The sequence below is a fragment of the Kitasatospora sp. SolWspMP-SS2h genome, assembly GCF_003259315.1.
Taxonomy (GTDB): Bacteria; Actinomycetota; Actinomycetes; order Streptomycetales; family Streptomycetaceae; genus Kitasatospora; species Kitasatospora fiedleri.
In genome coordinates this window covers 193,854-215,444 of the sequence record NZ_QLLT01000013.1, presented here as the reverse complement: position 1 = coordinate 215,444, position 21,591 = coordinate 193,854, and the positions used below count along the sequence as shown (strand labels likewise).

The window sequence follows — 21,591 nt, the reverse complement described above, 5'->3', positions numbered from 1 at the left end:
TTCCGCGACGGGGCGCGACGCACCGGAACCCCGCAGTTCGGACGCCCATCGCGCACAGCCACTCGGAAGGTTGGACCACGCCCATGCAGCGCAACGACCGGCCGCCCGCGGACGGCGGAACGGAGGCGGCGGCCTTACGCTCCCGAGCCGGTACCGGCGCTCGGGCCGGAACCGACGCCCGGGCCGGTACCGGCAGCCCGCGGGCGCACCGGCAGCGGCACCCCCGCCCGCAGCTGCGGCGCGGCGCGCGCACCGCCGCGGCCCTGGCGGGCGCCGCCGTGGTCTGCGCGGTGCTCACCGGCGCCAGCCAGGCCGCGTCCGCCGCCCGCGGCCTCGGCGGGCACGGGGACGGCCGGCTCGACATCTGCGTCAAGGTGCACACCTCGGTCGACGCCGCCGGTGTGCACGTCGAGGTGAACGCCGGTGCCGGGGTCGACGTCCCGCTCCACCCGCAGGGCGGGAACGGCCCGGGCCACGGATGGGGAGGCGACCACTGGGAGGACGGGCACGGGCACCACTGCCACCCCAGGCCCACGCCCACCCCGACGCCGACACCCACCCCGACGCCCAGCCCCAGCCCCAGCCCCAGCCCGAAGCCCACGCCGACACCCGGCCCCAGCCCGAAGCCCACGCCGACACCCAGCCCCAGCCCGAAGCCCACGCCCACCCCGAAGCCGGTGCCGACGCCCACGCCGACCCCGCCCCGGGCCGTGGTCCCCGTGAAGCCCGCGCCCGGCCCGGCCCGGCCCACCCCCGAGGTGCCGCCGCCGCCCGCGCCGCCGCCGAGCCCCGCGCCGACACCGGCCGCCCCGAGCCCGGCACCCGCCCGGCCCGCGCCGGTCGTGCACCTGCCGCCGCCACCGGCCGCCGCGGCGCCCAAGCACCGCAGCACCCCGACCACCACCCGGATGCTGGTGGTGACCGTCCCCGCCGTGCTCGCGGCGGCCGCGCTGCGCCCGCGCGGGAAGTCCGGCGCCGCCGGACGCCGCGGCCGTTCCTGACGCACCGCCAGGGCGGCGGGCGGGCAGCGCCCGTCGATCCCGGTCGGCCCGTGCCGACCACCGTCGGCCCGCGCCGCCCCCGTTCCCCCTCCGGACCGGACCCGCCGGGCCGGACGATCCCACTGTTCAGGAGAGGACCCGTCATGTCCGAATGGCTGGCACTCGCCCTCGCGATGGCCGGGGCGTGCCTGGTCGTCGTCGCGGTCGTGCTGGTGAGACACCGCAAGGCCGACGAGAACGAGGACACCTCGGAGACGCCGGACGTCATCGAGTACATCACCATGATGATCGGCGTGGTCTACGCGATCGTGCTGGGCCTGGCGATCGCCGGCGTCTGGGAGTCCCGTTCCGCCGCGCAGGACGACGTACAGACCGAGGCCCAGTCGCTGCACGAGGTCAGCGCCCGGGCCGAGGTGTTCCCCGCCGACTACCGCGCCGTGGTCCGGAAGGACGTCGACACCTACGTCTCGTTCGTGGTGGACACCGAGTGGCACTACATGCGCACCCACGGGGAGATCAGCCCCCAGGGCACCGAGCTGCTGGACAAGCTGCGCACCGACGTCGCCGAGCGGGAACCGCAGAACGACATCGAGGCGCAGGCGTACCAGGCGATGATGGACAAGATCGCGGTCGCCGACGAGGCGCGCACCTCGCGGGGCGGCAACGTCGGCCCGACCATGCCCGGGGTGGTCTGGTTCGGCCTCGGCGTCGGCGGGCTGGTCACCGTCGGGATGCTGTTCGCGCTCCAGATCCGCCGCTCGCGGCGCGAGTTGGTCCTGGCCGGCACGTTCAGCGCGCTGATCGGGTTCCTGCTGTTCCTGATCTGGGACTTCGACGACCCGTTCGGACGCGGGGTGTCCGTGACCACGGACCCCTTCGTCAACCTGTTCCCGTTCCTGGACAACTGACCGGTCGGTGTCCGGTTCGGTGCGTCACCTGTCCGTCCGGTGAACGGAACCGACCGGAGCCGGGGAACACCGGGTGGCGCGCGCCGTACCGGAGCGGCACGCGCACTACGCTGGAGACGACCGCCCGCGACGCCGACGGGGGCCTGGTGCGGGCGGTCGACGGGGAGAGCACGAGGGGGAAGCACGACATGGGGAAGCACAGCGCGACGAGCACGCCGACGGTGGCGGACGGGTGTGGCGGGGCGGTTCCGGACGGGTGCGGCGGGGCCGTTCCGGACGCGTGTGGCGGGGCGGCGGAGGGGAAGTACGCCAGGGTCGAGCGGGAGCGCCGCTTCCTGCTCGCCCGGGTGCCCGCCCCCGGTGCCGTCACCGTCGCCCGCCGGATCACCGACCGGTACGTCGAGGGCACCCGGCTGCGGCTGCGCCGGGTCGAACGGCTCGACACCGGCGAGTGCACGTACAAGCTCACCCAGAAGGTCCCCGTCCCCCCGGGCGAACCCGGCGCGGTCCAGGGCCTGATCACCAACCTGTACCTCTCCGAGCAGGAGTACGCCCGACTGCGGGCGGCCCTGCCCGGCCCCGAACTGACCAAGACCCGGCTGAGCGTCCCCCCGCTCGGGGTCGACGTCTTCGAGGGCCCGCTGCTCGGACTGGTGCTGGCCGAAGCGGAGTTCGACACCGCCGAGGATGCAGAAACGTTCGTCCCGCCGCCCGGCTGCGTCGCCGAACTCACCGACGACCGCCACTTCACCGGCGGCCGGCTGGTCCGCACCGACCGCGAGGAACTCCGCGACGGCCTCGCCGGGTACGGCGTGGCCCTCCCCTGAGACCCGGGGGAGGGCGGCGCCCCGGCGGGCGGGGCGCCGCGGGACGGGCTACCTCAGGTGGCGGGTGAAGAAGCGGGCCCCGGCGTCGAGTTCGAACGCGGGGACGCCGGTGTGGCCGCCCAGGTTGGCGTGCAGGGTCTTCTCACGGGAGCCGAGGGCGTCGAACAGGTCGAGCGCGGCCCGCCGGTCGTTGCCCTCGTCGTCCCACTGGAGCAGCACCTGGAGCGGGACGGTGACCCGGCGGGCCTCCTCGAACACGGCGGCCGGGACGAAACTCCCGGCGAACAGGACGGCCGCCGCGATCCGCGGGTCGGCCAGGGCGAGCCGGATGCCGACGGAGATCACCCCGCCGTCGTACCCGACCGGCCCGTCGATGCCGGGCAGGGCGAGCAGCGCGTCCAGCGCGGCCCGCCACTCCGGGACGGCCCGCTCGACCAGCGGGAGGATCAGCGCGTCGACGATCTCGCCGCTGACGGGCTCGCCGGCCGCCAGCACCCGGCGCAGCTCGGCGCGGGCCTGCTCGACGGCCTCCCAGCGGGGCCGCTCGCCGCTGCCGGGGAGCTCGATGGTGGCGGAGGCGAAGCCGTGCCGGGCCGCGTAGTACCGGGCCCGGCCCGCCAGGCGCGGGTACATCCGGCTCAGCCCGAGCGGCGGGTGGCCGATCAGGATCAGCGGGGTGGTGCCGTCGGCGGACGGCGCGGACCCGGGGGTCCACAGCAGGCCGGGGACGTCGCCGAGGGTGAAGGCGCGCTCCAGGACGCCGTCCTCGAGACGGCGTTCGGAGGTGAAGCGGAGGGTGCTCATGGCGGTGGTGCCTTTCGGGAGTGCTCAGGAACGGCGCTCCCGGACGACCTACTGACGCCCGACCGTGGCCCCGGAGGGGAGCACCCATGTCGATACTGCGTTCACGGGTACCACCTCCTCGGTCTCTCGCACGGCCTCCGGCAACCTAGCAGCGGCCGTGGCGGACCGCCAAACGGCCCCGCGCGGGCGGCCGGGGACCGGGGCCGGGGACCGGCCGGAAATCTACAGGGAAACTGTACATTCGGCGGACGGAAACCTAGGGTGGGAAGCATGAGCGAAGCCCCCGGGCCGGATGCCGCGCCCGACCCCGACGACCCCGCGCCCGTACCCGCGCCTCCGCCCGGGCCCGAGCCGTCCGCGGTGCGCGCCTCGCAGCAGGTGCGGTCGGTGATCGGGAAACTCCGCCGCCGGCTCCGGGCCGCCGCCGGCACCGGGGACTTCACCCTCACCCAGGCGTCCACCGTGGGACGGCTGCTGGACAGCGCGGACGCCGGCCTCACCACCAGCGACCTCGCCGCCGCCGAGGGGATGCGGCACCAGTCGATGGCCACCACTATCGCCGCCCTGGCGGCGGAGGGCCTGGTCGAACGGCGGCGCGACCCCGAGGACGGCCGCCGGCTGCTGATCGCCCTCACCGCCGAGGGCCGGCGCCGCGGCGAGGAGGGCCGCCGGGCCCGCGGCGAGTGGCTGGCCGCGGAACTCCAGCGCAAGTGCACCGAGGAGGAGCGGCAGACCGTGATCGCGGCCATGGCCGTCCTCGAACGGCTGGTGCACGACTGACCCGACCGGCACCGGCCCGACCGCGCCCCCTCCCCTCCCACCCCCCACCCCCAGCGAGCGGCAGAAGCACCATGACCGACCACAAGACCGTCGCGAGCACCCCCGCCGTACCGGCCGAGGCGCCCGCGATCGACCGCCGACTCGTCCCCCCGATGGTGCTCGGCTCCGTCCTCAACCCGATCAACTCCACCATCATCGCCGTCGCGCTCGTCCCGATCGGGGCCGCCCTCGGCGCCTCGCCGGCGCAGACGGCCTGGCTGGTGTCCGCGCTGTACCTGGCCACCGCGCTCGGGCAGCCCGTGGTGGGACGGCTGATCGACCTGTTCGGGCCGCGCCGACTGTTCCTCGCCAGCACCAGCCTGGTCGGCGTCGCCGGGGTGGTCGGCACCCTCGCCCCCAACCTCGGGACGCTGATCGCCGCCCGGGTGGTCCTCGGCTTCGGCACCTGCGCCGGCTACCCCGCCGCGATGGCCCTGCTGCGCGCCGAGGCCCGGCGCACCGGACGCGACAGCCCCGCCGGAGTGCTCACCCTGCTCGCCGTCGCCAACCAGACCGTCGCCGTGGTCGGCCCGCTGCTCGGCGGACTGCTCACCGGCCTCGGCGGCTGGCGCAGCACCTTCGCGCTGAACATCCCGCTGTCGCTGCTCGCCGTCACCCTCGGCGCGCTCCGGCTGCCCCGGCAGGAACCGCAGGAGCGGCCGGAGCGGCGACCCGGCGACCCGGGCCCGCTGCGGCGGATCGACCTGCCCGGGATGGCGCTGTTCGCGGTCCTGCTGCTCTCGCTGCTGCTGTTCCTGATGCACCCGCACGCCGACCGCTGGTACCTGCCGCTGCTCACCCTGGCCGCCGCCGTCGCCTTCACCGTCCGCGAACGCCGCGCCGAACACCCGTTCATCGACGTCAAGGTGCTCGGCGGCAACACCCCGCTGCTCACCACCTACGCCCGCGCCCTCGCCGCGTACGTCGTCTCGTACGCCTTCCTGTACGGCTTCGCGCAGTGGACCGAGGAGGGCTTCGGCCTCTCCCCGATCCAGGCCGGGCTGGTGCAGGCGCCGACCTTCCTGGTCGGCATCGGGGTCTCGATCCTGGCCGGGCGGCGCGGCGGCATCCGGGCCATGCTGCTGACCGGCGCCGTCGGCCAGATCGCCGCCTGCCTGCTGATGCTCGCCCTCGGCGGGCACAGCCCGCTGTGGGCGCTGCTGCTGCTCGCCGTGGTCTTCGGCATCCCGCAGGGCGCCAACGGGCTCGCCCTGCAGAACTCCGTCTTCCTGCAGTCCGACCCGGCCCGCACCGGCTCCTCCGCCGGACTGCTGCGCACCTTCGCCTACCTCGGCTCGATGGTCGCCTCCGCCGGGACCGCCGCCGCGTACGGCCCGCACGCGGGCACCGCGGGCATGCACCAGCTGGCCTGGACCATGCTGGTCGCCGCCGTGCTCTTCCTGCTCCTCACCGCCTTCGACCGCACCCTGCGCACCCTGCGCACCCCCGCGTCCGCCGCCCGCTGACCCCCACTGGGGCGGCGGTTCGACCCGGGCGGGCGGGCCAACCGGTGCGGGAACGGGCCCGGACGGGAACCGTGGACCCCCGGTCCGGCAGGATGGCGGGCATGGAACTGCCCCGGACGATGCCCGAGCTGCCGGCCGCGCACGGGTTCCGGCTGCGCCGCTGGAGCCCGGACGACACCGGCCTGATCCGGGAGGCGTCGACCGACCCGTACATCCCGCTGATCACCACCGTCCCGGCGCCGTACACCGGGGCGGGCGCGGCGGCGTTCGTGGAACGCCAGTGGCGGCGCACCGAGATCGGGACGGGCTACCCGTTCGTGATCGTCGACCCGGCGGGCCGGGCGGTCGGCAACGTCGGCCTCTGGGTCGGCGAACTGCCGCTGCGCGGCTGGGCGACGGTCGGCTACTGGGTGGCCGCCCCGGCCCGCGGCCGGGGCGCCGCCAAGGTGGCGCTGGACGCCGTCGTCGGCTGGGCGCTCGACGAACTGGGCGTGCCCGGGCTGGAGTTGTTCGTGGAACCGTGGAACGCCGCCTCGATCCGCACCGCCGAACGCGCCGGCTTCCGGTGCACCGGCCTGCGGCCCGCCCACCAGGTGGTGGACGGCCGCCCGCGCGACATGTGGCGCTACGTCCGGCCGTAGCCGGGCCGGCACCCGGTCCGCCCCGCGTCGGCGCCGTCCGCGAACTCCCGTTCCCGGTCGGGCACGTACGAGGTAGTCGGGGTACGTCGGAGCGCCGGATCGTTGGCCGAGGTGCGTCGCCGACCACCGCCGCGTACGCGTTCGTGTCCCGTCGCTTCGGCCCGCGTGAAGGAGCCCCCGTGGAAAGCCAGTCGGAGAACCGCCCGGAGAGCCGGCCGACCCCGTCGCACCACCCGTCGGACCACTCCTCGAATCGTCCGCTGAACCGGCCGTTGAACCGGCCGCTGAAGTGCCCGGTCGACCACTCCGTGCTCGTCCTGGACCCCACCGGGCGGGCCCGGGACGCCGAGACCGCCGAGCTGATCGCGCGCGGGCCCGCCGTGCCCGCCGACATCCTCGGGGTGCAGGCGTGGGCGGTGTCCGACCCCGACCTGCTGGAGGAGCTGCTCAAGGACCCGAGGGTCGCCAAGAACGGCCCGCGGCACTGGCCCGACTACCCGCAGGTGGCGGCCGGTTGGCCGCTGGCCCTGTGGGTGACGGCCCGCAACATGTCGACGACGGACGTCGAGCACCACCGCCGGCTGCGCCGCCTGGTGAGCGCGGCCCTCACCCCCCGCCAGGTCGCCGCCCTGACCGACCGGATCGAGCGGATGACGGCCGGGCTGCTCGACGCGGTCGCCGCCGAAGGCGCCGGCGGGGCGCCGGTCGACCTGCGGCAGCACCTGGCCCGCGCGCTGCCGATCCTGGTCATCTCCCACCTGCTCGGCCTGCCCGACGAGCTGCGCGACGGCTTCTGCCGGTACGCCGAGGGGGTCTTCGACACCACCCTCACCCCGGAGCGGTCCCAGGCCAACAGCGCGGCCCTGTACGCGGTGATCGCGACGCTGGTCGCCGCCAAGCGCGAACGGCCCGGCGAGGACATGACCTCCCTGCTGATCGCCGCCCGCGACACCGAGGGCGACGGCGGCGCCCTCACCGAGGACGAACTGCTCGACACCCTCATGCTGGTGATCGCCGCCGGCTACGAGACCACCGTCAACCTGATCGACAACTCCGTCGCCCTGCTGCTCACCCACCCCGACCAGCTCGCCCTGGTGCGCGCGGGCCGGGCGGGCTGGGACGACGCGGTCGAGGAGTCGCTGCGCCGGGAGGCGCCCCTGGCGCACCTCCCGATGCGCTACGCCCTGGAGGACATCGCGCTGCCGGGCGGGCCGACCGTCCACCGCGGCGAGGCGATCCTGGCCTCCTACGCCGCCGCCGGCCGCCACCCCGCCCGGCACGGCGACGGCGGCGCGGAGTTCGACGTCACCCGGCAGGCCAAGGACCACCTCGCCTTCGGCCACGGCCCGCACTTCTGCCTCGGCGCCCCCCTGGCCCGCCTGGAGGCCCGCACCGCCCTGCGCGCCCTGTTCGAACGCTTCCCGCGCCTGGCCCTCGCCCCGGACACCGCGCTGGAGCCGGTCGAATCGCTGATCTCCAACGGCCACCGCACCCTGCCGGTCCTCCTGGAGGGCCCGGCCCAGGGCTAGCGGATGCCCGTGCGACCGGGGCTGCCGCCCGGGCGGCAGCCCCGGTCCGCCGACGGCGGCGCGCGGAGGGCGCGTGCCGCACTCGTCCGATCGGGGGGAACGGGGACGGGACGGGCATCGCGGCAGCGGCCGGGGTAGCCGGTGGCAGCAGGGAACGGAACCGCCGACGAGGGACGGAGGCTGTCATGGCCGAGGGGGTCTGGGACTGGGAGAACGCCGAAGGGCACGCCACCGGCACCGACCTGACGGGCTACCGGGTGGCGGCGGCGGACGGCCGCACCGGCAAGGTCGACAAGCACAGCGAGGACGTGGGCGACGCCTACCTGTCGGTCGACACCGGCCCGTGGATCTTCGGCCGCGTGGTGCTCGTCCCGGCGGGCACCGTCACCCGGATCGACCACGACGACAGGTCGGTCCGGCCGAGCCGGACGACAGAGGAGATCAAGAACTCACCCGACTTCGCCCCGGGCGCACCGGCCGACGACCACGACCACCGCCGCAGCGTCGGCGCCTACTACCTCGGCACCGCCTGAGCCTGACCGCCCGCAGGCCTGCGGACAGCTGTCCGGGGCTTCGAACGCGCCGGGCGGTACCACCGCACCGCAGCGGTGGTGCCGCAGCACAGCGGTGGTGCCGCAGCACAGCGGTGGCGGATCGAGAACCGGTCCGCCTTCGTCCGTGACCCGTTCCGCACCGGGCGGCGGTCCGGGCCGGGCGGGCACGCACTAGGCTGCCGGGATGGGGAGCGTGCACAGGGCGGGGAAGCCCGTCGAGCTGGTGGTGTTCGACTGCGACGGGGTGCTGGTGGACAGCGAGCGGATCGCGGTGCGGGTGCAGGTGGAGGTCGGGGCGCAGCTCGGGTGGGCGCTCGGTGCGGGGGAGGTGGTGGAGCGGTTCATCGGGCGCAGCCACGCGGCGATCTGGGCCCAGGTCGGCGAGCGGCTGGGGCCCGTCGCCGCCGCCGAGTGGGAGCGCCGGTTCGAGCGGCGCCACCGGGAGCTGGTGGACGCCGAACTGGAGCCGGTGGACGGCGTCGTCGCGGCGCTGGACGCCCTGGACGCGCGCGGCCTGCCGTACTGCGTGGCCTCCAGCGGCAGCCACGGGAAGATGCGGCACACGCTGGGGCGCACCGGGCTGTACGAGCGGTTCGCCGGACGGATCTTCAGCGCCACCGAGGTCGCCCGCGGCAAGCCCTTCCCCGACGTCTTCCAGCATGCCGCCGCCCGGACGGGGTACGCCCCGGAGGTCTGCGCCGTCGTCGAGGACAGCCCCGCCGGGCTGCGCGCCGCCCGCGCGGCGGGCATGCGCCGCTTCGGCTACACCGGCGGGCCCACCGGAGACGCGCTCACCGGCGGGGAGTTCCGGGACAGGGCGGACGACACCGTGCTGTTCGCGGACATGCGGCAGCTGCCCGCCCTGCTGGACCCGCCCGCCACCGGCTGACCGCCCACCGCGCACCGCGCACCGCGTCCCCGCCCGCCGCCCACCGCGTCCCCGCCCGCCGTCCACCAGGAAGGACCCTCCGCCGATGGCCCAGCCCCTCGTCCTGTCCGCCGGCTACACCGCCCGGGCGCTCGACCCGGACCGCGACCTGCCCGACGTCCTCGACCTGCTGACCAGCTGTGAGCGGGCCCTGCACGGGGCCGGGGCGACCGAGGCCGACCGCGGCGAGGTCGCGGCGGTACTGGCCCGCCCCGGCTTCGACCCCGCCGCCGACACGCTGCTGGTGCACGCCCCGGACGGACGGTTGGCCGCCTGGGCGTGGAGCGACCGGCGCTGCGAGTGCCGGGTGCACCCCGCGCACCGCGGCCGCCGGATCGGCACCGCGCTGCTGGGCTGGATGGAGAGCCGCGCCGTCGAACAGGGCGTGGGCAAGCTCGTCCAGGTCGTCGCCGACCTCGACCCGGTCGGCCTGACCATGCTGCGCACCTACGGCTACCGGCCCAAGGGCGCCAGCTGGCTGCTGGAGATCCCCCTCGCCGACCTGCCCGAGCCCGGGCCCGCCCCCGCGGGCATCGCCGTCCGCCCGTTCCGCCCCGGCGACCCGCGGGACGCGCGCGCGGCGCACCGGGTCGTCGAGGACGCCTTCGCGGACTGGAAGGCGCGCCGGATGGACTTCGCGGAGTGGGCCCAACACACCGTCCACCGCGAGACGTTCACCCCCGAGCGCTCCCCGCTCGCGGTCGCGGAGGCCGACGGCCGGGTGGTCGGCGCGGCCCTGTCGCTGGACCAGCCCGGCAGCGGGGACGGGTACGTGGAGAGCCTCGCCGTCGACCGCGACCACCGCAACCGCGGCATCGCACGCCACCTGCTCCAGCACGCCTTCCGGGCCTGCCGGGAGGCCGGGCTGAGCCACTGCACGCTGTGGACGCACTCCGGCACGGGCGCGCTCGACCTGTACCTCAAGGTCGGCATGACGGTCCGTTACACCTCGGTGGTGCTGGAGAAGACCCTCCCGCTGCCCTGAGGCGGAGCGACCGGGAGGGCCCGTTCAGCCGGGCGGCTCGGTGGAGTCCAGCAGGGCGAGCAGGCGCCGCGCCTGGCGGGCGGGCGTGTCCGGCGGGTTGCGGAGCACGGTGGCGGGGTCGCCGGCGAGGAAGACCAGCCAGAGCAGGGCCAGCAGGCGGCGGCACTCCAGCAGGCGGCGGTCCTCGGCGGGGGAGAGGTCGAAGCGGGACAGGAAGGCCGCCGCGTCCAGGTCGGTGTCCACCCAGGACGAGACGTGCTCGACCACCTCGGCCAGCTCGTACGGGTGGTCGGAGCGCCCGGAGTCCTCGAAGTCGACCAGCCGGACGCCGGTGCCGTCCCAGAGGAAGTTGGCCAGGTTGCCGTCGGCCTGCCCCAGCACGGGCGCCGCCGCCGGGCCGTCCGCGCACAGCCCGGCCTGCGCGCGGTCCAGCCAGCGCAGGCCCGCCGTCAGGGCCCGCAGCACCTCGGGGGCGTCGCCGCCCACCGCCGCGGCCCCGGCGGCCCGGTCCCGGATCGCCTCGGCGGACTGCCGGACGTCCCAGCGCCGGTTCGGCAGCCGGGCGGCCAGCTCGGCGGGCACCGCCCGGTGCAGCCGCCGCACCGCGCGGGCCAGCGCGTCCAGGTGCTCGTCCGCCAGCACGGTGCCGCGCAGCGCGCGGCCCGGCAGCCGCGACATGGTGAGCGTGCCGTCCTCGCGGGCCAGCGGCCGGGGCGCCAGCCCGGGGGCGTACCGGTCGAGCAGCGTCAGCGCCCGCCACTCCCGTTCCGGTTCGCAGCCCGGGTCGCCGGGCGGGGCGCCGTGCGGGCCGGTCCGGAAGCGCTTGCGCACGGAGCCGGGCAGCAGGTCGACGCCGTGGGTGGTCCACCGGGTGGTCATGGCGGCGGTCAACTCCCTTGGGTGGGAAGGGGGGAGACGAGACTACGGCAGCGCGTCCAGGGCCGCGAGCAGTTCGGCACCGGACCATGCGGGCGGCGTACCGGCGGCCTCGGCCGCGTGCACCAGATCGAGCAGGCACCGGTTGGCGGGGGCCGGCAGCCGGTGGCGCCCGGCCAGCGCGACGACCTCGCCCTGGAGCTCGTCCACCTCGGTGGGACGGCCGCGCTGGAGGTCCTCCCACATCGAGGAGCGGGCCCGCGCGTCCACCCGCAGGCTCGCCGCCGCGACCCGGCGGAACACCGCGTCCGGCAGGCCCAGGACGGACGGCATCCACTCCGGCGGGACGGGCGTCAACCGGGCCGGGGACAGCCCCGCCGCCGCGAACACCGCCAGCGCCTCGCGCTGGCAGCGGGCGAGCACCAGCCGGTACGGGCGGCTGCCGAGCTGCTCGCGCAGCGGCCGGCCGGAGAGCGCGTTGACGGCGTTGTTGAGGTTCATCAGCAGCTTCGCGGCCTGCACCCGCGGCATGTCCGCGCGCAGCCCCACCGGCAGCCCGGCCGACCCCGCCACCGCCGCGAACCGCCGGGCGGCGTCCGCCCGTTCGAGCATCAGCTGCCCGCCGGTGCCCTGGTGGAACGAGGCCGGACCGGTCCGCACCACGTTGTACGGCACCATCCCGGCCAGCACCGTCCGGCCGGGCAGCGCCTCGCGCAGCACCCGCGCGTTGTGCAGGCCGTTCTGGAAGCTGACCACGGTGGTCCGGCCGTCCAGGTGCGGGTCGAGCAGCCGGGCCGCGGCCGCGGTGTCCGCAGACTTGACGGTCACCAGCACGTAGTCGGCGCCCGCCGCGGCCGAGGCGTCGGTGGCGGTGCGCGGCCGGGCGTGCAGCCGGCGGTCGCCCGGCCCGGTCAGGGTCAGCCCCACCCGCTCCAGCTCGGCCATCGCGGCGGGCCGCCCGATCAGCGTCACGTCGGCCCGGGCGGCCAGCGCCCCGCCCAGCCGGCAGCCGATGCTGCCCGCCCCGAACACGGCGATCCGCAGCGGCGGCGCGGGATGCGCGGAATCCACGGGATTCACGGGATGCACGGGGTTCACGGGGTTCTCGGACACCGGCGGCTCCTTCGACAACGGCGTCAGCGACAGAGCCCAGAGGGTACCGCCCGCCGGTTGCGGACCGGACCGGGGGCTTGAGGCCACGGCCGGCGCTCGGGCGCCGGCGGCGGTCGCGGCCCCGACGGGCGGCGGTCAGGCGTCCGGGACGGCCGTGCCGGCGGGCGGGGGCAGCCGGGTGGCCAGCAGGGCGGCCACGTCGTCGTCGGCCGGGCCGCCCGCGTAGCGGCGCAGGTCGCCGCGGAGGTGCTCCAGCAGCACCGGGCCCGGTTCGGCGCTCCAGCGGGCCAGCCGTTCGGTCAGCGGGTAGAACTCGCCGCGCCGGTCCCGGCTCTCGCTGACGCCGTCGGTGTACAGCAGCACCCGGTCGCCCGGCCCGAACGGCAGGGTGCGGGCCCGGTAGTCGCTGGCCAGCAGCGCCGACAGGTTCAGCGGCGGCAGCGGCACCTCCGGCTCGACCGGCAGCACCGCGCCGTCCGCCCGCAGCAGCACCGGCGGCGGGTGGCCGCAGTTCAGCAGGTGCGCCTCCGGCCGGTCGGCCGGGATCTCCAGCAGCAGGGCGGTGGCGAACCGCTCCGCCGCGTCCGGCGAGGAGGCCCGTTCGGCGTACCGCTGTAGGCCGGTCTCCAACCGGCGGGCCAGCGCGGGCAGGTCCTTCGCGTCGTACGCGGCCTCCCGGAACGAGCCGAGCAGCGCCGCCGCCATCTCCACCGCGGGCAGGCCCTTGCCCTGCACGTCGCCCAGGATGATCCGCACCCCGAACGGCGTGCGCACCGCCTCGTACAGGTCGCCGCCGATCTGCGCCTGCTCCGCCGCCGCGCTGTAGTACAGCGCCAGGTCGACGTCGTTCAGCCGGTCCGGCAGCGGGCGCAGCACCACCTGCTGGGCGGTCCGCGCCACCGAGCGCACCAGCGCCAGGTCGCGTTCGCGGCGCACCCGCATCCCGGAGGTGTACGAGGCGGCCAGGGTGACCGTGACGGTGGCGGCGATCACCGAGGCCGCCGCCGCGCCGACCCGGTCGTCCCGGATCAGCGCCAGCACCACCTCGGCGACCACCGCGAGCAGGCCGATCAGCAGCGTCCCCAGCGGGCCCCAGGTCGCCGCCGCGAGGGCGGGCGCCGCCACCACGAACCGGTCGTAGCGCTGCCCGGCCGGGGTCTCGGCGTCCGCCGCCGCCGACAGCGCGATCAGCAGGAACGGCGACAGCCGGACGACCGTGCCGAGCATCGGACGGGACCGGGCGGAGTCGGAGTCGTCGGTGATGGTGGGCATGACCCGGTGCACGCTACCCGCGCGGGCCGCCCCGGTGTGGGAGGCGCGGGCGGGCGCGTGATCATCGTCGGGCGCCCGTTCAATGGTCGCCGCCGCCATGCCCCGGGCCCCGCCGGTGGTGCACCGCCCCATGGGCCGCCGCCGGACCCGCGCCGATGATTCACCGCGAACGGTGCTCGGCCACCCCCACCCGGCACGCGAGCACCCGAGGAGAGCGGAGCCCCCACATGGCACTGGCAGGACTGACAGGACTGGTACGGGCAGGACGGCGGACGGCGGCGGACCCGGGGCGGCCCGGGCGGCGCGCGGGCCTCGGGCGCTGGGCGGGCGCGGCGCTGGCGGGCGCGCTGATCGCCGGCGGGCTGCTCACCGGGGCGCCGCAGGCGTCCGCGGCCGGGCTCGGGCAGGTCACCGGCTTCGGCACCAACCCCGGCAACCTGGCGATGTACAGCTACGTCCCGACCGCGCTGCCCACCGGGAAGCCGCTGGTGGTGGCGCTGCACGGCTGCACCCAGACCGCCACCGACTACTACAACAACTCCGGCTGGGCGCAGCTCGCCGACCGCTGGGGCTTCGCGGTGGTCTTCCCGCAGACCGGCTCCTCCAACAACGCGCTGTCCTGCTTCTCCTGGTTCGACAGCGGCAAGGACACCCGCGGCAAGGGCGAGGCGCTGTCGGTCAAGCAGATGGTCGACAAGGCCGTCGCGCTGTACGGCAGCAACCCGTCCCGGGTGTACGTGACCGGCCTGTCCGCGGGCGCCGGCATGGCCGCCGACCTGCTCGCCGACTACCCGGACGTGTTCGCGGGCGGCTCGATCGCCTCCGGCCTGCCCGCGCAGTGCGCCACCACCCAGGCCGCCGCCTCCGGCTGCCAGAACTCCAACCAGAACCTGACGCCCGCCCAGTGGGGCGACAAGGTCCGCGCCTCCTACCCCGGCTACACCGGCCCGTGGCCGCGGGTGGCGATCTGGCACGGCAGCTCCGACACCACCGTCGCCCCGGTCAACGCCACCGAGCTGCGCGACCAGTGGACCAACGTGTGGGGCATCGGGCAGAGCGCCTCCGCGACCCAGTCGCTGCCCGGCAACACCACCCTCAGCGTCTACAACGACGGCGCGGGCCGGCCCGCCGTCCAGCTGTACAGCGTCTCCGGCATGGGCCACGGCCTGCCGGTCAGCCCCGGCAGCGGCACGGCGAACTGCGGGCAGAGCGGGGCGTACTTCCTGAACACCATCTGCTCCTCGTACTACACCGGCCTGTTCTGGGGCCTGGACGGCGCCTCCGCGTCCCCGTCCCCGTCCGGTTCGCCGTCGCCGTCCGCGTCCCCGTCGTCCTCGCCGTCCTCCTCGCCCTCGCCCTCCGCGTCCCCGTCGACCCGGCCGCTGGGGTGCTGGACGGACAACAACTACAACCAGGTCGCCGCGGGCCGGGCGCACCAGAGCGGCGGGTACGCGTACGCGAACGGGTCGAACCAGAACATGGGGCTGTGGAACCTGTTCGTCACGCACACGCTGAAGGAGACCTCGGCCGGTTACTACGTGGTCGCCGACACCGGCTGCAGCGCCTGAAACCCGCCCGGCCACGGATGAGAACCGTCTGACCTGGCACGATGTGGGCCCCGCCGATCCGTCGGCGGGGCCTGCACTGTGTCAGAGGGGCAACAAGACGGCTGACAGATTGAATGATTGCCCTACGTCAACGGGACGACAAGACTCGTGCACCTCAACCCCCACGCATCCGTGCCGACACCCGATTGTCAAGGTGAAAATGACCGCCATCCCCGTGGCCCCGCCGGAGAACCGGTGGGCGACGCCCAAGCGCGTGAGCCTGGTCCCGCTGGTCGCGCTGATCTTCTTCAGCGTCTCCGGCGGCGCCTACGGCATCGAGCCGCTGTTCTCGACCTCGGGCCCCGGCATGGGCATCCTGCTGATCCTGGTCGCCCCGCTGATCTACAGCGTGCCGCACGCCCTGGTCTGCGCCGAGCTCGGCACCGCCATCCCCGTCGAGGGCGGCTACTACCACTGGGTCAAGCGCGGTCTCGGCCGGTTCTGGGCCTTCCAGCAGGGCGTGCTGCAGTGGGTGTGCAGCTTCGTGGACATGGCGCTCTACCCGGTGATGTTCACCTCGTACCTGTCGAGCCTGATCAGCGCCGTCGCCCCCGGCAAGCACGTGCTGTTCGAGCTGCTGGGCGTCCAGGTCGACCTGAACTGGGTGATCTGCGTCGGCGTCATCGTGGTCTTCACGCTGCTGAACCTGATGGGCGCGGGCTGGGTCGGCGACTCCTCGGTGGCGTTCGCGATCATCTGCCTGACCCCGATGCTGATCCTCACCGCGATCGGCGGCTGGCACCTGATCACCGACGGCACCAACCCGGTCTCCTCGATGACCGCCGAGCAGGGCCAGTCCACCTGGAACGCCTTCGGCTCCGGCCTGTTCATCGTGATGTGGAACTACTCGGGCTGGGACTCGGTCTCCACCGTGGCCGGCGAGATGGAGAACCCGAAGAAGCACCTGCCCAAGGCGCTGTTCTGGTCCGTCCTGCTGATCATCGTCGGCTACCTGCTGCCCTCGCTGGCCGCCCTCGCGGTCGGCGCGGACGGCGACGACGGCTGGCGGAAGTGGGAGGACGGCTCGTTCTCCGACATCGCCGGCGAACTGGCCGGCCCCTGGCTCCAGTACACCGTCACCATCGGCGGCCTGTTCGCCTCGGTCGCGATGTTCTCCGCGCTGCTCGCCTCCTACTCCCGGCTGCCCTCCTCGCTCTCGCACGACGGCTACCTGCCCAAGTGGGTCTCCAAGGAGAGCAAGCGCTACAAGATGCCGATCGCCTCGATCATCGGCTCCTCCGTCATCTACGCGCTGTTCTGCTTCTCCAGCTTCGCCAACCTGGTGATCTTCGACGTCTTCCTCACCAACATCGGCATCCTGCTGGAGGTCGCCGCGCTGATCGCGCTGCGGGTCCGCGAGCCCGAGCTGGAGCGCCCCTACAAGATCCCCGGCGGCTGGTGGAGCATCGGCCTGATCACCGTCTGCCTGACCGCCGTCAGCGCCTGGGCCGCCATCGAGCAGTACAACGAGGAGGGGACCAGGGCCGTCGTCTACTGCCTGATCGTGGTCGGCGCCTCCCTGCTGCTCTACCCGCTGCTCGCCGCCCGCAAGGCCGCCCGGCAGAAGGCCGACGCCGAACGGGCCGTCGCGATCGCCGCGGCCGGGACCAAGGCGTACGGGCTGTCAGAGTGGCGGCCGGACTCGGCACACAGTGACAGGGCCGCCACCGGCACCGGAACGGATAGCGTCGAGGCATGATCAACAGCTTCGCCCTGCACGTCCCGGACGCCGAACTGGAGCCCGAGCCGCTCGACCCCGAGCAGGTCGTCTCCGGCACGCCCGAGGTCACCGGCAAGGTCGTCTGGGAGTCCGCCGACGGGCGCCAGATCCGGGGGATCTGGCAGATCACCCCCGGCGTGGTCACCGACACCGAGGCCGACGAGATGTTCGTCGTGCTCAGCGGCCGGGCCACCGTCGCCTTCCAGGACGGCCCCGTCCTGGAGCTCGGCCCCGGCGACCTCGCCGTGCTCCGCGAGGGCGACCGCACCACCTGGACCGTCCACGAGACGCTCCGCAAGGTCTACACCGTCAACCTCGGCCCGGAGGCGGCCGAGGGCGAGGACCGATAACCCGGACACACCCGACGGCCCGGCCGCCCCCACGGCCGGGCCGCACCCCCGAGGCAAGGAACCGAGAGCATGGACCCCGTGCACGCCCTGCGGGACGCCAAACCCACCCCGTTCTGGCTGGAGGACCCGGGCCGACCCGCCGCCAACTCCGCCCTCACCGGCGACGTCCGCTGCGACCTGCTGGTCGTCGGCGGCGGCTACAGCGGCCTGTGGACGGCCCTGATCGCCAAGGAGCGGGACCCCGGGCGCGACGTGGTCCTGATCGAGGCCGAGCAGACCGGCTGGGCCGCCTCCGGCCGCAACGGCGGCTTCTGCGCCGCCAGCCTCACCCACGGCCTCGGCAACGGCCTGGAGCGCTGGCCCGACGAGCTGGCCGCGCTCGAACAGCTCGGCGCCCGCAACCTGAGCTCCATCGAGGACGCGGTGTCCACGTACGGGATCGACTGCGACTGGGAGCGCACCGGCGAACTCGACGTCGCCACCGAGCCGCACCAGGTCGAGGAACTCGCCGAACTGTACGAACTCGCCAAGGAGTACGGCGACTACGAACTCCTGGACGCCGACGCCGTCCGCGCCCAGGTCGACTCGCCGACCTACCTCGGCGCGCTCTGGGACAAGGACGGCGTGGCGATGCTCCACCCCGCCAAGCTCGCCTGGGGCCTCAAGCGGGCCTGCGAGCAGCTCGGCGTGCGGGTCTTCGAGCACACCAAGGCACTCGACATCGCCGAGTCCGGCTCCGGCATGGCCGTGCGCACCCCCTACGGCCGGGTCTTCGCCCGCCAGGTCGCCCTCGGCACCAACGTCTTCCCCTCGCTGGTCAAGCGGATCCGCCCCTACACCGTGCCGGTGTACGACTACGCGCTGATGACCGAACCGCTCGACGACGAGCAGCTCGCCGCGATCGGCTGGCAGGGCCGGCAGGGCATCGGCGACAGCGCCAACCAGTTCCACTACTACCGGCTGTCCGCCGACAACCGGATCCTGTGGGGCGGCTACGACGCGATCTACCACTACGGGGCCAAGGTCCGCACCGAGTACGACCAGCGGCCGCAGACCTACCAGACCCTCGCCCGGCACTTCTTCCAGACCTTCCCCCAGCTGGAGGGCCTGCGCTTCACCCACGCCTGGGGCGGCGCGATCGACACCTGCACCCGGTTCTCCGCCTTCTTCGACACCGCCTACCACGGCAAGGTCGCCCTCGCCGCGGGCTACACCGGCCTCGGCGTCGGCGCCACCCGCTTCGGCGCCGAGGTGATGCTCGACCTGCTGGCCGGGAAGCCCACCGAGCGCACCGCGCTGGAGATGGTCCGCCGCAAGCCGCTGCCCTTCCCGCCCGAGCCGGTCCGCTGGGCCGGCATCGGCATCACCAAGTGGTCCCTGGACCGCGCCGACCGCAACGCCGGCCGCCGCAACCTGTGGCTCAAGACCATGGACAGGCTCGGCCTCGGCTTCGACAGCTGACCCCGGCCGCCGCCACCGCTGCCGCCCGCCCGCCCGCACACCGTGCGGGCGGGCGGGCGGCCGCGCGTGGTCGTCGGCGGCATCGGCGGCCGGGGGTCAGGAGCCGCCCGCGCACTGCCGGTCCAGGACCGGCAGGTCGGCGTTGATGTCGGCGACCACCTCGTTCGGGTCCGCCAGCACCATGCCGCTCAGCCGGAAGCCCAACTCCTGGAACTCCTGCGCCAGCCGCACGACCGTCGGCCGCACCGGCGGGTCCGCGTCGGTGCCCGCCCGCATCAGCCCCTGGTAGGCGAGGTTCGCCGCGTCCGCCTGCGCGCCCCGGGTCGACCCCTGGTCACGCCGGTACGCGGCCACCGCCGCCGACGCCTCCCGGCACCCCGCCGGCACCACCGCGGGCAGCGGGACCGGGACGTCGGCCGTCCGCGAGGACCCCGGCGCGGGATCCGGCTCCGGCGCGGAATCCGGCTCCGGCTCCGGCTCCGCTTCCGGTGACCCGGCCGGCCCGGGCGTGGGCGTCGGCGCGGGGCTGTGCGGACGCGCCGACGTCCGCTCCGGCGAGGACCGCGCCACCGGAACGGGCGGCGGGCTCGGCGCGGGACGGGGCGCGTCCGGCGGCAGCAGGTACGCCACCAGCGCCACCAGTGCCGCCACCACCCCCGACAGGGCCGCCACCGCCCCCCAGTCGAGCGCCCGGCGCCCGCTCCCCGCCTCCGGCGGCTCTTCCGTTCGACCACTCTCCGACATACCGCCATCGTGAGCGGCCGACTCGCCGTTCGTCCAGCGTTCCTCCGGCCAACAGCCGTGCGGCGCGCCGGAGTTCCCCTCGGATTAGTCCGCGGCGTGCCGCAGCAGGACCTCCGGGAAGGCGGCCGGGTCGAAGACCGCGGCGGCCACCCGGTACGCGGGCGGCAGGGCGGACCAGAGGCGGTCGAGCAGGGCGGCGGCGTCCGGGTACGGAGTGGACACCTCCAGGTAGGGGGCGCCGGTGGCGGGGGCGGACGGGGCGCCCCGGTAGGTCGTCAGGAGGACGCCCTCGCCGGGCGGCAGGGCGTCCAGCCGCAGGAAGAGGCGGTCGGTGGCGGTGCGGGCGGCGCTACCGCGCCGGGCCGCGCCGAACCAGGTCGGGCCGTCCGGTCGGACGTCCGCGACCACCGTCAGGCGCGGGGTGAAGACCGGCGGGTCCGGCTCGTAGTCCAGGCCGTCCAGCGCCTCCAGCGGGGACAGCCCCGCGTCCAGCCGGTCCGCGACCGTGGCCACCTGCTCGCCGTTGCCGTACACCACCCGTCCGCCGCCGCGCCGCACCGCCGGATAGTGCCGCAGGTCGTCGTGCGCGCGGACGTCGGTCGGGGCGACGGCCAGCGTGCCGTCCGGGCCCGGGCGCAGCGCGCGGGCCCGGGAGGCGGGGCTGCGGCCGGTCAGGAAGTAGGCGGCCGCCGACGCGCCGTCGGCGGTGCGGCAGCGCAGCACGCCCCGGCCCGGGTACGGATGGGCGGCCAAGGCCTCGGCGAGGTCGATCGGCACAGAGACGGATTCCCTTCGGCGGGGCGGGCGTCCGGGGACGGTCACCGCCCCCCCGGACGATCATTCCAGAGGCGGTGGCCGTCCGGGGCGGCGGCCTTCGTCCGGTCAGCGGCCTTCGTCCGGTCAGTCGGGGACGGACTCGCCGGCGGCGGTGGCCGCCGTGCGGGCGGCCCGCTCGACCCGGGCCCGGTGGGCCGACCACCAGGAGGCGTCGCCCTCCGGGAGGACCGCGCCGGCCGGGCGCAGGCCGGCGGCGCCGTCGAGCAGTTCGCGGACCAGGTCGGCGTGGCCCGCGTGGCGCTGGGTCTCGGCGACCACGTGCAGCAGGACCCGGCCCAGCGTCAGTTCGCCGTGCGGGGGCCACGGGACCTTCCCGAGCGCGTCCAGCGGCAGCGCGTCGACGGTGGCGTCCGCGTGCGCCCAGACCCGGCGGTACTCGGCGAGCAGGAACTCCCGGCCCTCCTCCGGCCGGGCCCACAGGTCGGCGTTCGGCTCGGCCGCGCCCGCCACCCACAGCCCCGGACCGCCCTCGAACGGCCGGCCGAAGGTGGCGCCGAAGTACGCCGCCTCCGCGCCCGTCAGGTGTTTGACCAGCCCCAGCAGGTTCGTCCCGGTCGGGGTCAGCGGGCGGCGGACGTCGTACTCCGACAGGCCCTCCAGCTTCCACACCACCGCGTTCCGCGCATCCTGCAGGTACAGCTTCAGCTCCCGCTTGGTCGCGGCGAGTCGGTCGTCAGTCTCCGTCATGCGCGGAGTCTGGCCGCCGTCCGGGCCGGTCCACAAACCGTTTTCGCCGCCCGGCCGGGACCGGTGGCGTCCCGGCCATGGCCATCGACCCCGCCCTCGTGGGCGCCGCGATCGAACTGACCCGCCACCGCTTCCCCGGCCGGGACCGGGCGAGCGCGGCCGCGCTGCGGCCGGACGACGGCACCGTCCTGACCGGCACCGCGCCCGAAGCCCCGACGGTGCCGTCCAGCTGTGCCACGAGACCGGTGCGATCCGCGAGGCGCACAAGCTCGGCCGCCGCGTCGTCGCCTCGGTCTGCGTCACCGCCGCCGACGGCGACCGCGGCTTCTGGGCGCTCGCGCCCTGCGGTGTCTGCCAGGAGCGGCTGTTCGCGCACGGCTCCGACGTCGAGGTCGGCGTCCCGCTCCCCGAGCACCCGCGCCGCCGGCGCGCCCTGCGCCTGCGTGACGTCCAACCGCACTG

General features: G+C 75.3%; 22 protein-coding genes. 14 read left to right on the top strand and 8 right to left on the bottom strand.

What is annotated here, in order from left to right; genetic code table 11:
* Window positions 1–83: 83 nt before the first annotated feature.
* From K353_RS34400 to K353_RS18270, 3 genes are all read left to right on the top strand, one after another.
* Window positions 84–1,001: a hypothetical protein gene (locus tag K353_RS34400; protein ID WP_158585431.1), complete on the top strand. Its 918-nt coding sequence runs from the start codon at window positions 84–86 to the stop codon at window positions 999–1,001.
* A 143-nt stretch (window positions 1,002–1,144) separates the two neighbouring features.
* Complete coding sequence (locus tag K353_RS18275; RefSeq protein WP_111554676.1) at window positions 1,145–1,909, top strand: DUF4239 domain-containing protein; 765 nt, start codon at window positions 1,145–1,147, stop codon at window positions 1,907–1,909.
* A gap of 188 nt (window positions 1,910–2,097) precedes the next feature.
* Window positions 2,098–2,736: a hypothetical protein gene (locus tag K353_RS18270; protein ID WP_233533659.1), complete on the top strand. Its 639-nt coding sequence runs from the start codon at window positions 2,098–2,100 to the stop codon at window positions 2,734–2,736.
* Between the two features lie 48 nt (window positions 2,737–2,784).
* Here the strand turns inward: K353_RS18270 and K353_RS18265 are convergent, their stop codons facing one another.
* Window positions 2,785–3,540, bottom strand: coding sequence for an alpha/beta hydrolase (locus K353_RS18265; protein WP_111554675.1), 756 nt, complete (start codon window positions 3,538–3,540; stop codon window positions 2,785–2,787).
* 270 nt (window positions 3,541–3,810) lie between these two features.
* Between K353_RS18265 and K353_RS18260 the strand changes: the two genes are divergently transcribed.
* The 7 genes from K353_RS18260 to K353_RS18230 all read left to right on the top strand — a co-directional run bounded on the left by K353_RS18260 (window position 3,811) and on the right by K353_RS18230 (window position 10,462).
* The gene (locus K353_RS18260; RefSeq protein WP_233533658.1) at window positions 3,811–4,320 is read left to right on the top strand and encodes a MarR family winged helix-turn-helix transcriptional regulator; all 510 of its coding nucleotides are present in this window, start codon (window positions 3,811–3,813) and stop codon (window positions 4,318–4,320) included.
* A gap of 71 nt (window positions 4,321–4,391) precedes the next feature.
* A complete protein-coding gene (locus tag K353_RS18255) occupies window positions 4,392–5,825 on the top strand; it encodes an MFS transporter (RefSeq protein WP_111554673.1) in 1,434 nt (477 codons plus the stop codon).
* Window positions 5,826–5,926: 101 nt separating this feature from the next.
* A complete protein-coding gene (locus tag K353_RS18250) occupies window positions 5,927–6,466 on the top strand; it encodes a GNAT family N-acetyltransferase (protein WP_233533657.1) in 540 nt (179 codons plus the stop codon).
* A gap of 284 nt (window positions 6,467–6,750) precedes the next feature.
* Window positions 6,751–7,995 (top strand): cytochrome P450, encoded by a 1,245-nt coding sequence (locus K353_RS18245; RefSeq protein WP_111554701.1) that lies wholly within the window; start codon window positions 6,751–6,753, stop codon window positions 7,993–7,995.
* A gap of 185 nt (window positions 7,996–8,180) precedes the next feature.
* Window positions 8,181–8,528, top strand: coding sequence for a PRC-barrel domain containing protein (locus tag K353_RS18240; RefSeq protein ID WP_111554672.1), 348 nt, complete (start codon window positions 8,181–8,183; stop codon window positions 8,526–8,528).
* A gap of 205 nt (window positions 8,529–8,733) precedes the next feature.
* Window positions 8,734–9,438, top strand: coding sequence for an HAD-IA family hydrolase (locus K353_RS18235; protein WP_111554671.1), 705 nt, complete (start codon window positions 8,734–8,736; stop codon window positions 9,436–9,438).
* A gap of 85 nt (window positions 9,439–9,523) precedes the next feature.
* Window positions 9,524–10,462, top strand: coding sequence for a GNAT family N-acetyltransferase (locus K353_RS18230; RefSeq protein WP_111554670.1), 939 nt, complete (start codon window positions 9,524–9,526; stop codon window positions 10,460–10,462).
* A 24-nt stretch (window positions 10,463–10,486) separates the two neighbouring features.
* Here K353_RS18230 and K353_RS18225 read toward each other — a convergent pair whose 3' ends face one another.
* The 3 genes from K353_RS18225 to K353_RS36880 all read right to left on the bottom strand — a co-directional run bounded on the left by K353_RS18225 (window position 10,487) and on the right by K353_RS36880 (window position 13,723).
* Window positions 10,487–11,341 (bottom strand): aminoglycoside phosphotransferase family protein, encoded by an 855-nt coding sequence (locus K353_RS18225; protein ID WP_111554669.1) that lies wholly within the window; start codon window positions 11,339–11,341, stop codon window positions 10,487–10,489.
* Window positions 11,342–11,383: 42 nt separating this feature from the next.
* Entirely contained in the window at window positions 11,384–12,409 is a 1,026-nt protein-coding gene (locus K353_RS18220) for a 2-dehydropantoate 2-reductase (protein WP_233533656.1), read from the bottom strand.
* A gap of 177 nt (window positions 12,410–12,586) precedes the next feature.
* A complete protein-coding gene (locus K353_RS36880) occupies window positions 12,587–13,723 on the bottom strand; it encodes a PP2C family protein-serine/threonine phosphatase (protein WP_111554668.1) in 1,137 nt (378 codons plus the stop codon).
* 227 nt (window positions 13,724–13,950) lie between these two features.
* On the opposite strand from K353_RS36880, the gene K353_RS18210 reads away from it, so the two are divergent.
* From K353_RS18210 to K353_RS18195, 4 genes are all read left to right on the top strand, one after another.
* Entirely contained in the window at window positions 13,951–15,291 is a 1,341-nt protein-coding gene (locus K353_RS18210) for a PHB depolymerase family esterase (RefSeq protein WP_111554667.1), read from the top strand.
* Window positions 15,292–15,490: 199 nt separating this feature from the next.
* Window positions 15,491–17,029, top strand: a complete 1,539-nt coding sequence (locus K353_RS18205; RefSeq protein WP_111554666.1) for an APC family permease — start codon at window positions 15,491–15,493, stop codon at window positions 17,027–17,029.
* Window positions 17,026–17,400 carry a cupin domain-containing protein gene (locus tag K353_RS18200; protein ID WP_111554665.1) on the top strand — a complete coding sequence of 125 codons (375 nt, stop codon included), beginning with the start codon at window positions 17,026–17,028 and terminating at the stop codon, window positions 17,398–17,400. The genes K353_RS18205 and K353_RS18200 overlap by 4 nt, the downstream gene beginning before the upstream one ends.
* Before the next feature lie 69 nt (window positions 17,401–17,469).
* Window positions 17,470–18,861 (top strand): FAD-binding oxidoreductase, encoded by a 1,392-nt coding sequence (locus tag K353_RS18195; RefSeq protein WP_111554664.1) that lies wholly within the window; start codon window positions 17,470–17,472, stop codon window positions 18,859–18,861.
* A gap of 96 nt (window positions 18,862–18,957) precedes the next feature.
* Here the strand turns inward: K353_RS18195 and K353_RS18190 are convergent, their stop codons facing one another.
* The 4 genes from K353_RS18190 to K353_RS18175 all read right to left on the bottom strand — a co-directional run bounded on the left by K353_RS18190 (window position 18,958) and on the right by K353_RS18175 (window position 21,583).
* Complete coding sequence (locus K353_RS18190) at window positions 18,958–19,605, bottom strand: hypothetical protein (protein WP_146616501.1); 648 nt, start codon at window positions 19,603–19,605, stop codon at window positions 18,958–18,960.
* An 84-nt stretch (window positions 19,606–19,689) separates the two neighbouring features.
* Window positions 19,690–20,382, bottom strand: a complete 693-nt coding sequence (locus K353_RS18185; RefSeq protein WP_233533654.1) for an IMP cyclohydrolase — start codon at window positions 20,380–20,382, stop codon at window positions 19,690–19,692.
* A 123-nt stretch (window positions 20,383–20,505) separates the two neighbouring features.
* Window positions 20,506–21,129, bottom strand: coding sequence for a DinB family protein (locus K353_RS18180; protein WP_111554662.1), 624 nt, complete (start codon window positions 21,127–21,129; stop codon window positions 20,506–20,508).
* A complete protein-coding gene (locus K353_RS18175) occupies window positions 21,116–21,583 on the bottom strand; it encodes a hypothetical protein (RefSeq protein WP_146616500.1) in 468 nt (155 codons plus the stop codon). The genes K353_RS18180 and K353_RS18175 overlap by 14 nt, the downstream gene beginning before the upstream one ends.
* Between the last annotated feature and the right edge of the window lie 8 nt (window positions 21,584–21,591).

Coding starts and splice junctions, on each gene's coding strand:
- K353_RS18230 (WP_111554670.1), top strand. CDS start 9,524: ATGGCCCAGCCCCTCGTCCTGTCCGCCGGCTACACCGCCCGGGCGCTC.
- K353_RS36880 (WP_111554668.1), bottom strand. CDS start 13,723: ATGCCCACCATCACCGACGACTCCGACTCCGCCCGGTCCCGTCCGATG.
- K353_RS18190 (WP_146616501.1), bottom strand. CDS start 19,605: ATGTCGGAGAGTGGTCGAACGGAAGAGCCGCCGGAGGCGGGGAGCGGG.
- K353_RS18250 (WP_233533657.1), top strand. CDS start 5,927: ATGGAACTGCCCCGGACGATGCCCGAGCTGCCGGCCGCGCACGGGTTC.
- K353_RS18200 (WP_111554665.1), top strand. CDS start 17,026: ATGATCAACAGCTTCGCCCTGCACGTCCCGGACGCCGAACTGGAGCCC.
- K353_RS18205 (WP_111554666.1), top strand. CDS start 15,491: ATGACCGCCATCCCCGTGGCCCCGCCGGAGAACCGGTGGGCGACGCCC.
- K353_RS18225 (WP_111554669.1), bottom strand. CDS start 11,341: ATGACCACCCGGTGGACCACCCACGGCGTCGACCTGCTGCCCGGCTCC.
- K353_RS18210 (WP_111554667.1), top strand. CDS start 13,951: ATGGCACTGGCAGGACTGACAGGACTGGTACGGGCAGGACGGCGGACG.
- K353_RS18270 (WP_233533659.1), top strand. CDS start 2,098: ATGGGGAAGCACAGCGCGACGAGCACGCCGACGGTGGCGGACGGGTGT.
- K353_RS18275 (WP_111554676.1), top strand. CDS start 1,145: ATGTCCGAATGGCTGGCACTCGCCCTCGCGATGGCCGGGGCGTGCCTG.
- K353_RS34400 (WP_158585431.1), top strand. CDS start 84: ATGCAGCGCAACGACCGGCCGCCCGCGGACGGCGGAACGGAGGCGGCG.
- K353_RS18180 (WP_111554662.1), bottom strand. CDS start 21,129: ATGACGGAGACTGACGACCGACTCGCCGCGACCAAGCGGGAGCTGAAG.
- K353_RS18260 (WP_233533658.1), top strand. CDS start 3,811: ATGAGCGAAGCCCCCGGGCCGGATGCCGCGCCCGACCCCGACGACCCC.
- K353_RS18240 (WP_111554672.1), top strand. CDS start 8,181: ATGGCCGAGGGGGTCTGGGACTGGGAGAACGCCGAAGGGCACGCCACC.
- K353_RS18255 (WP_111554673.1), top strand. CDS start 4,392: ATGACCGACCACAAGACCGTCGCGAGCACCCCCGCCGTACCGGCCGAG.
- K353_RS18235 (WP_111554671.1), top strand. CDS start 8,734: ATGGGGAGCGTGCACAGGGCGGGGAAGCCCGTCGAGCTGGTGGTGTTC.
- K353_RS18265 (WP_111554675.1), bottom strand. CDS start 3,540: ATGAGCACCCTCCGCTTCACCTCCGAACGCCGTCTCGAGGACGGCGTC.
- K353_RS18195 (WP_111554664.1), top strand. CDS start 17,470: ATGGACCCCGTGCACGCCCTGCGGGACGCCAAACCCACCCCGTTCTGG.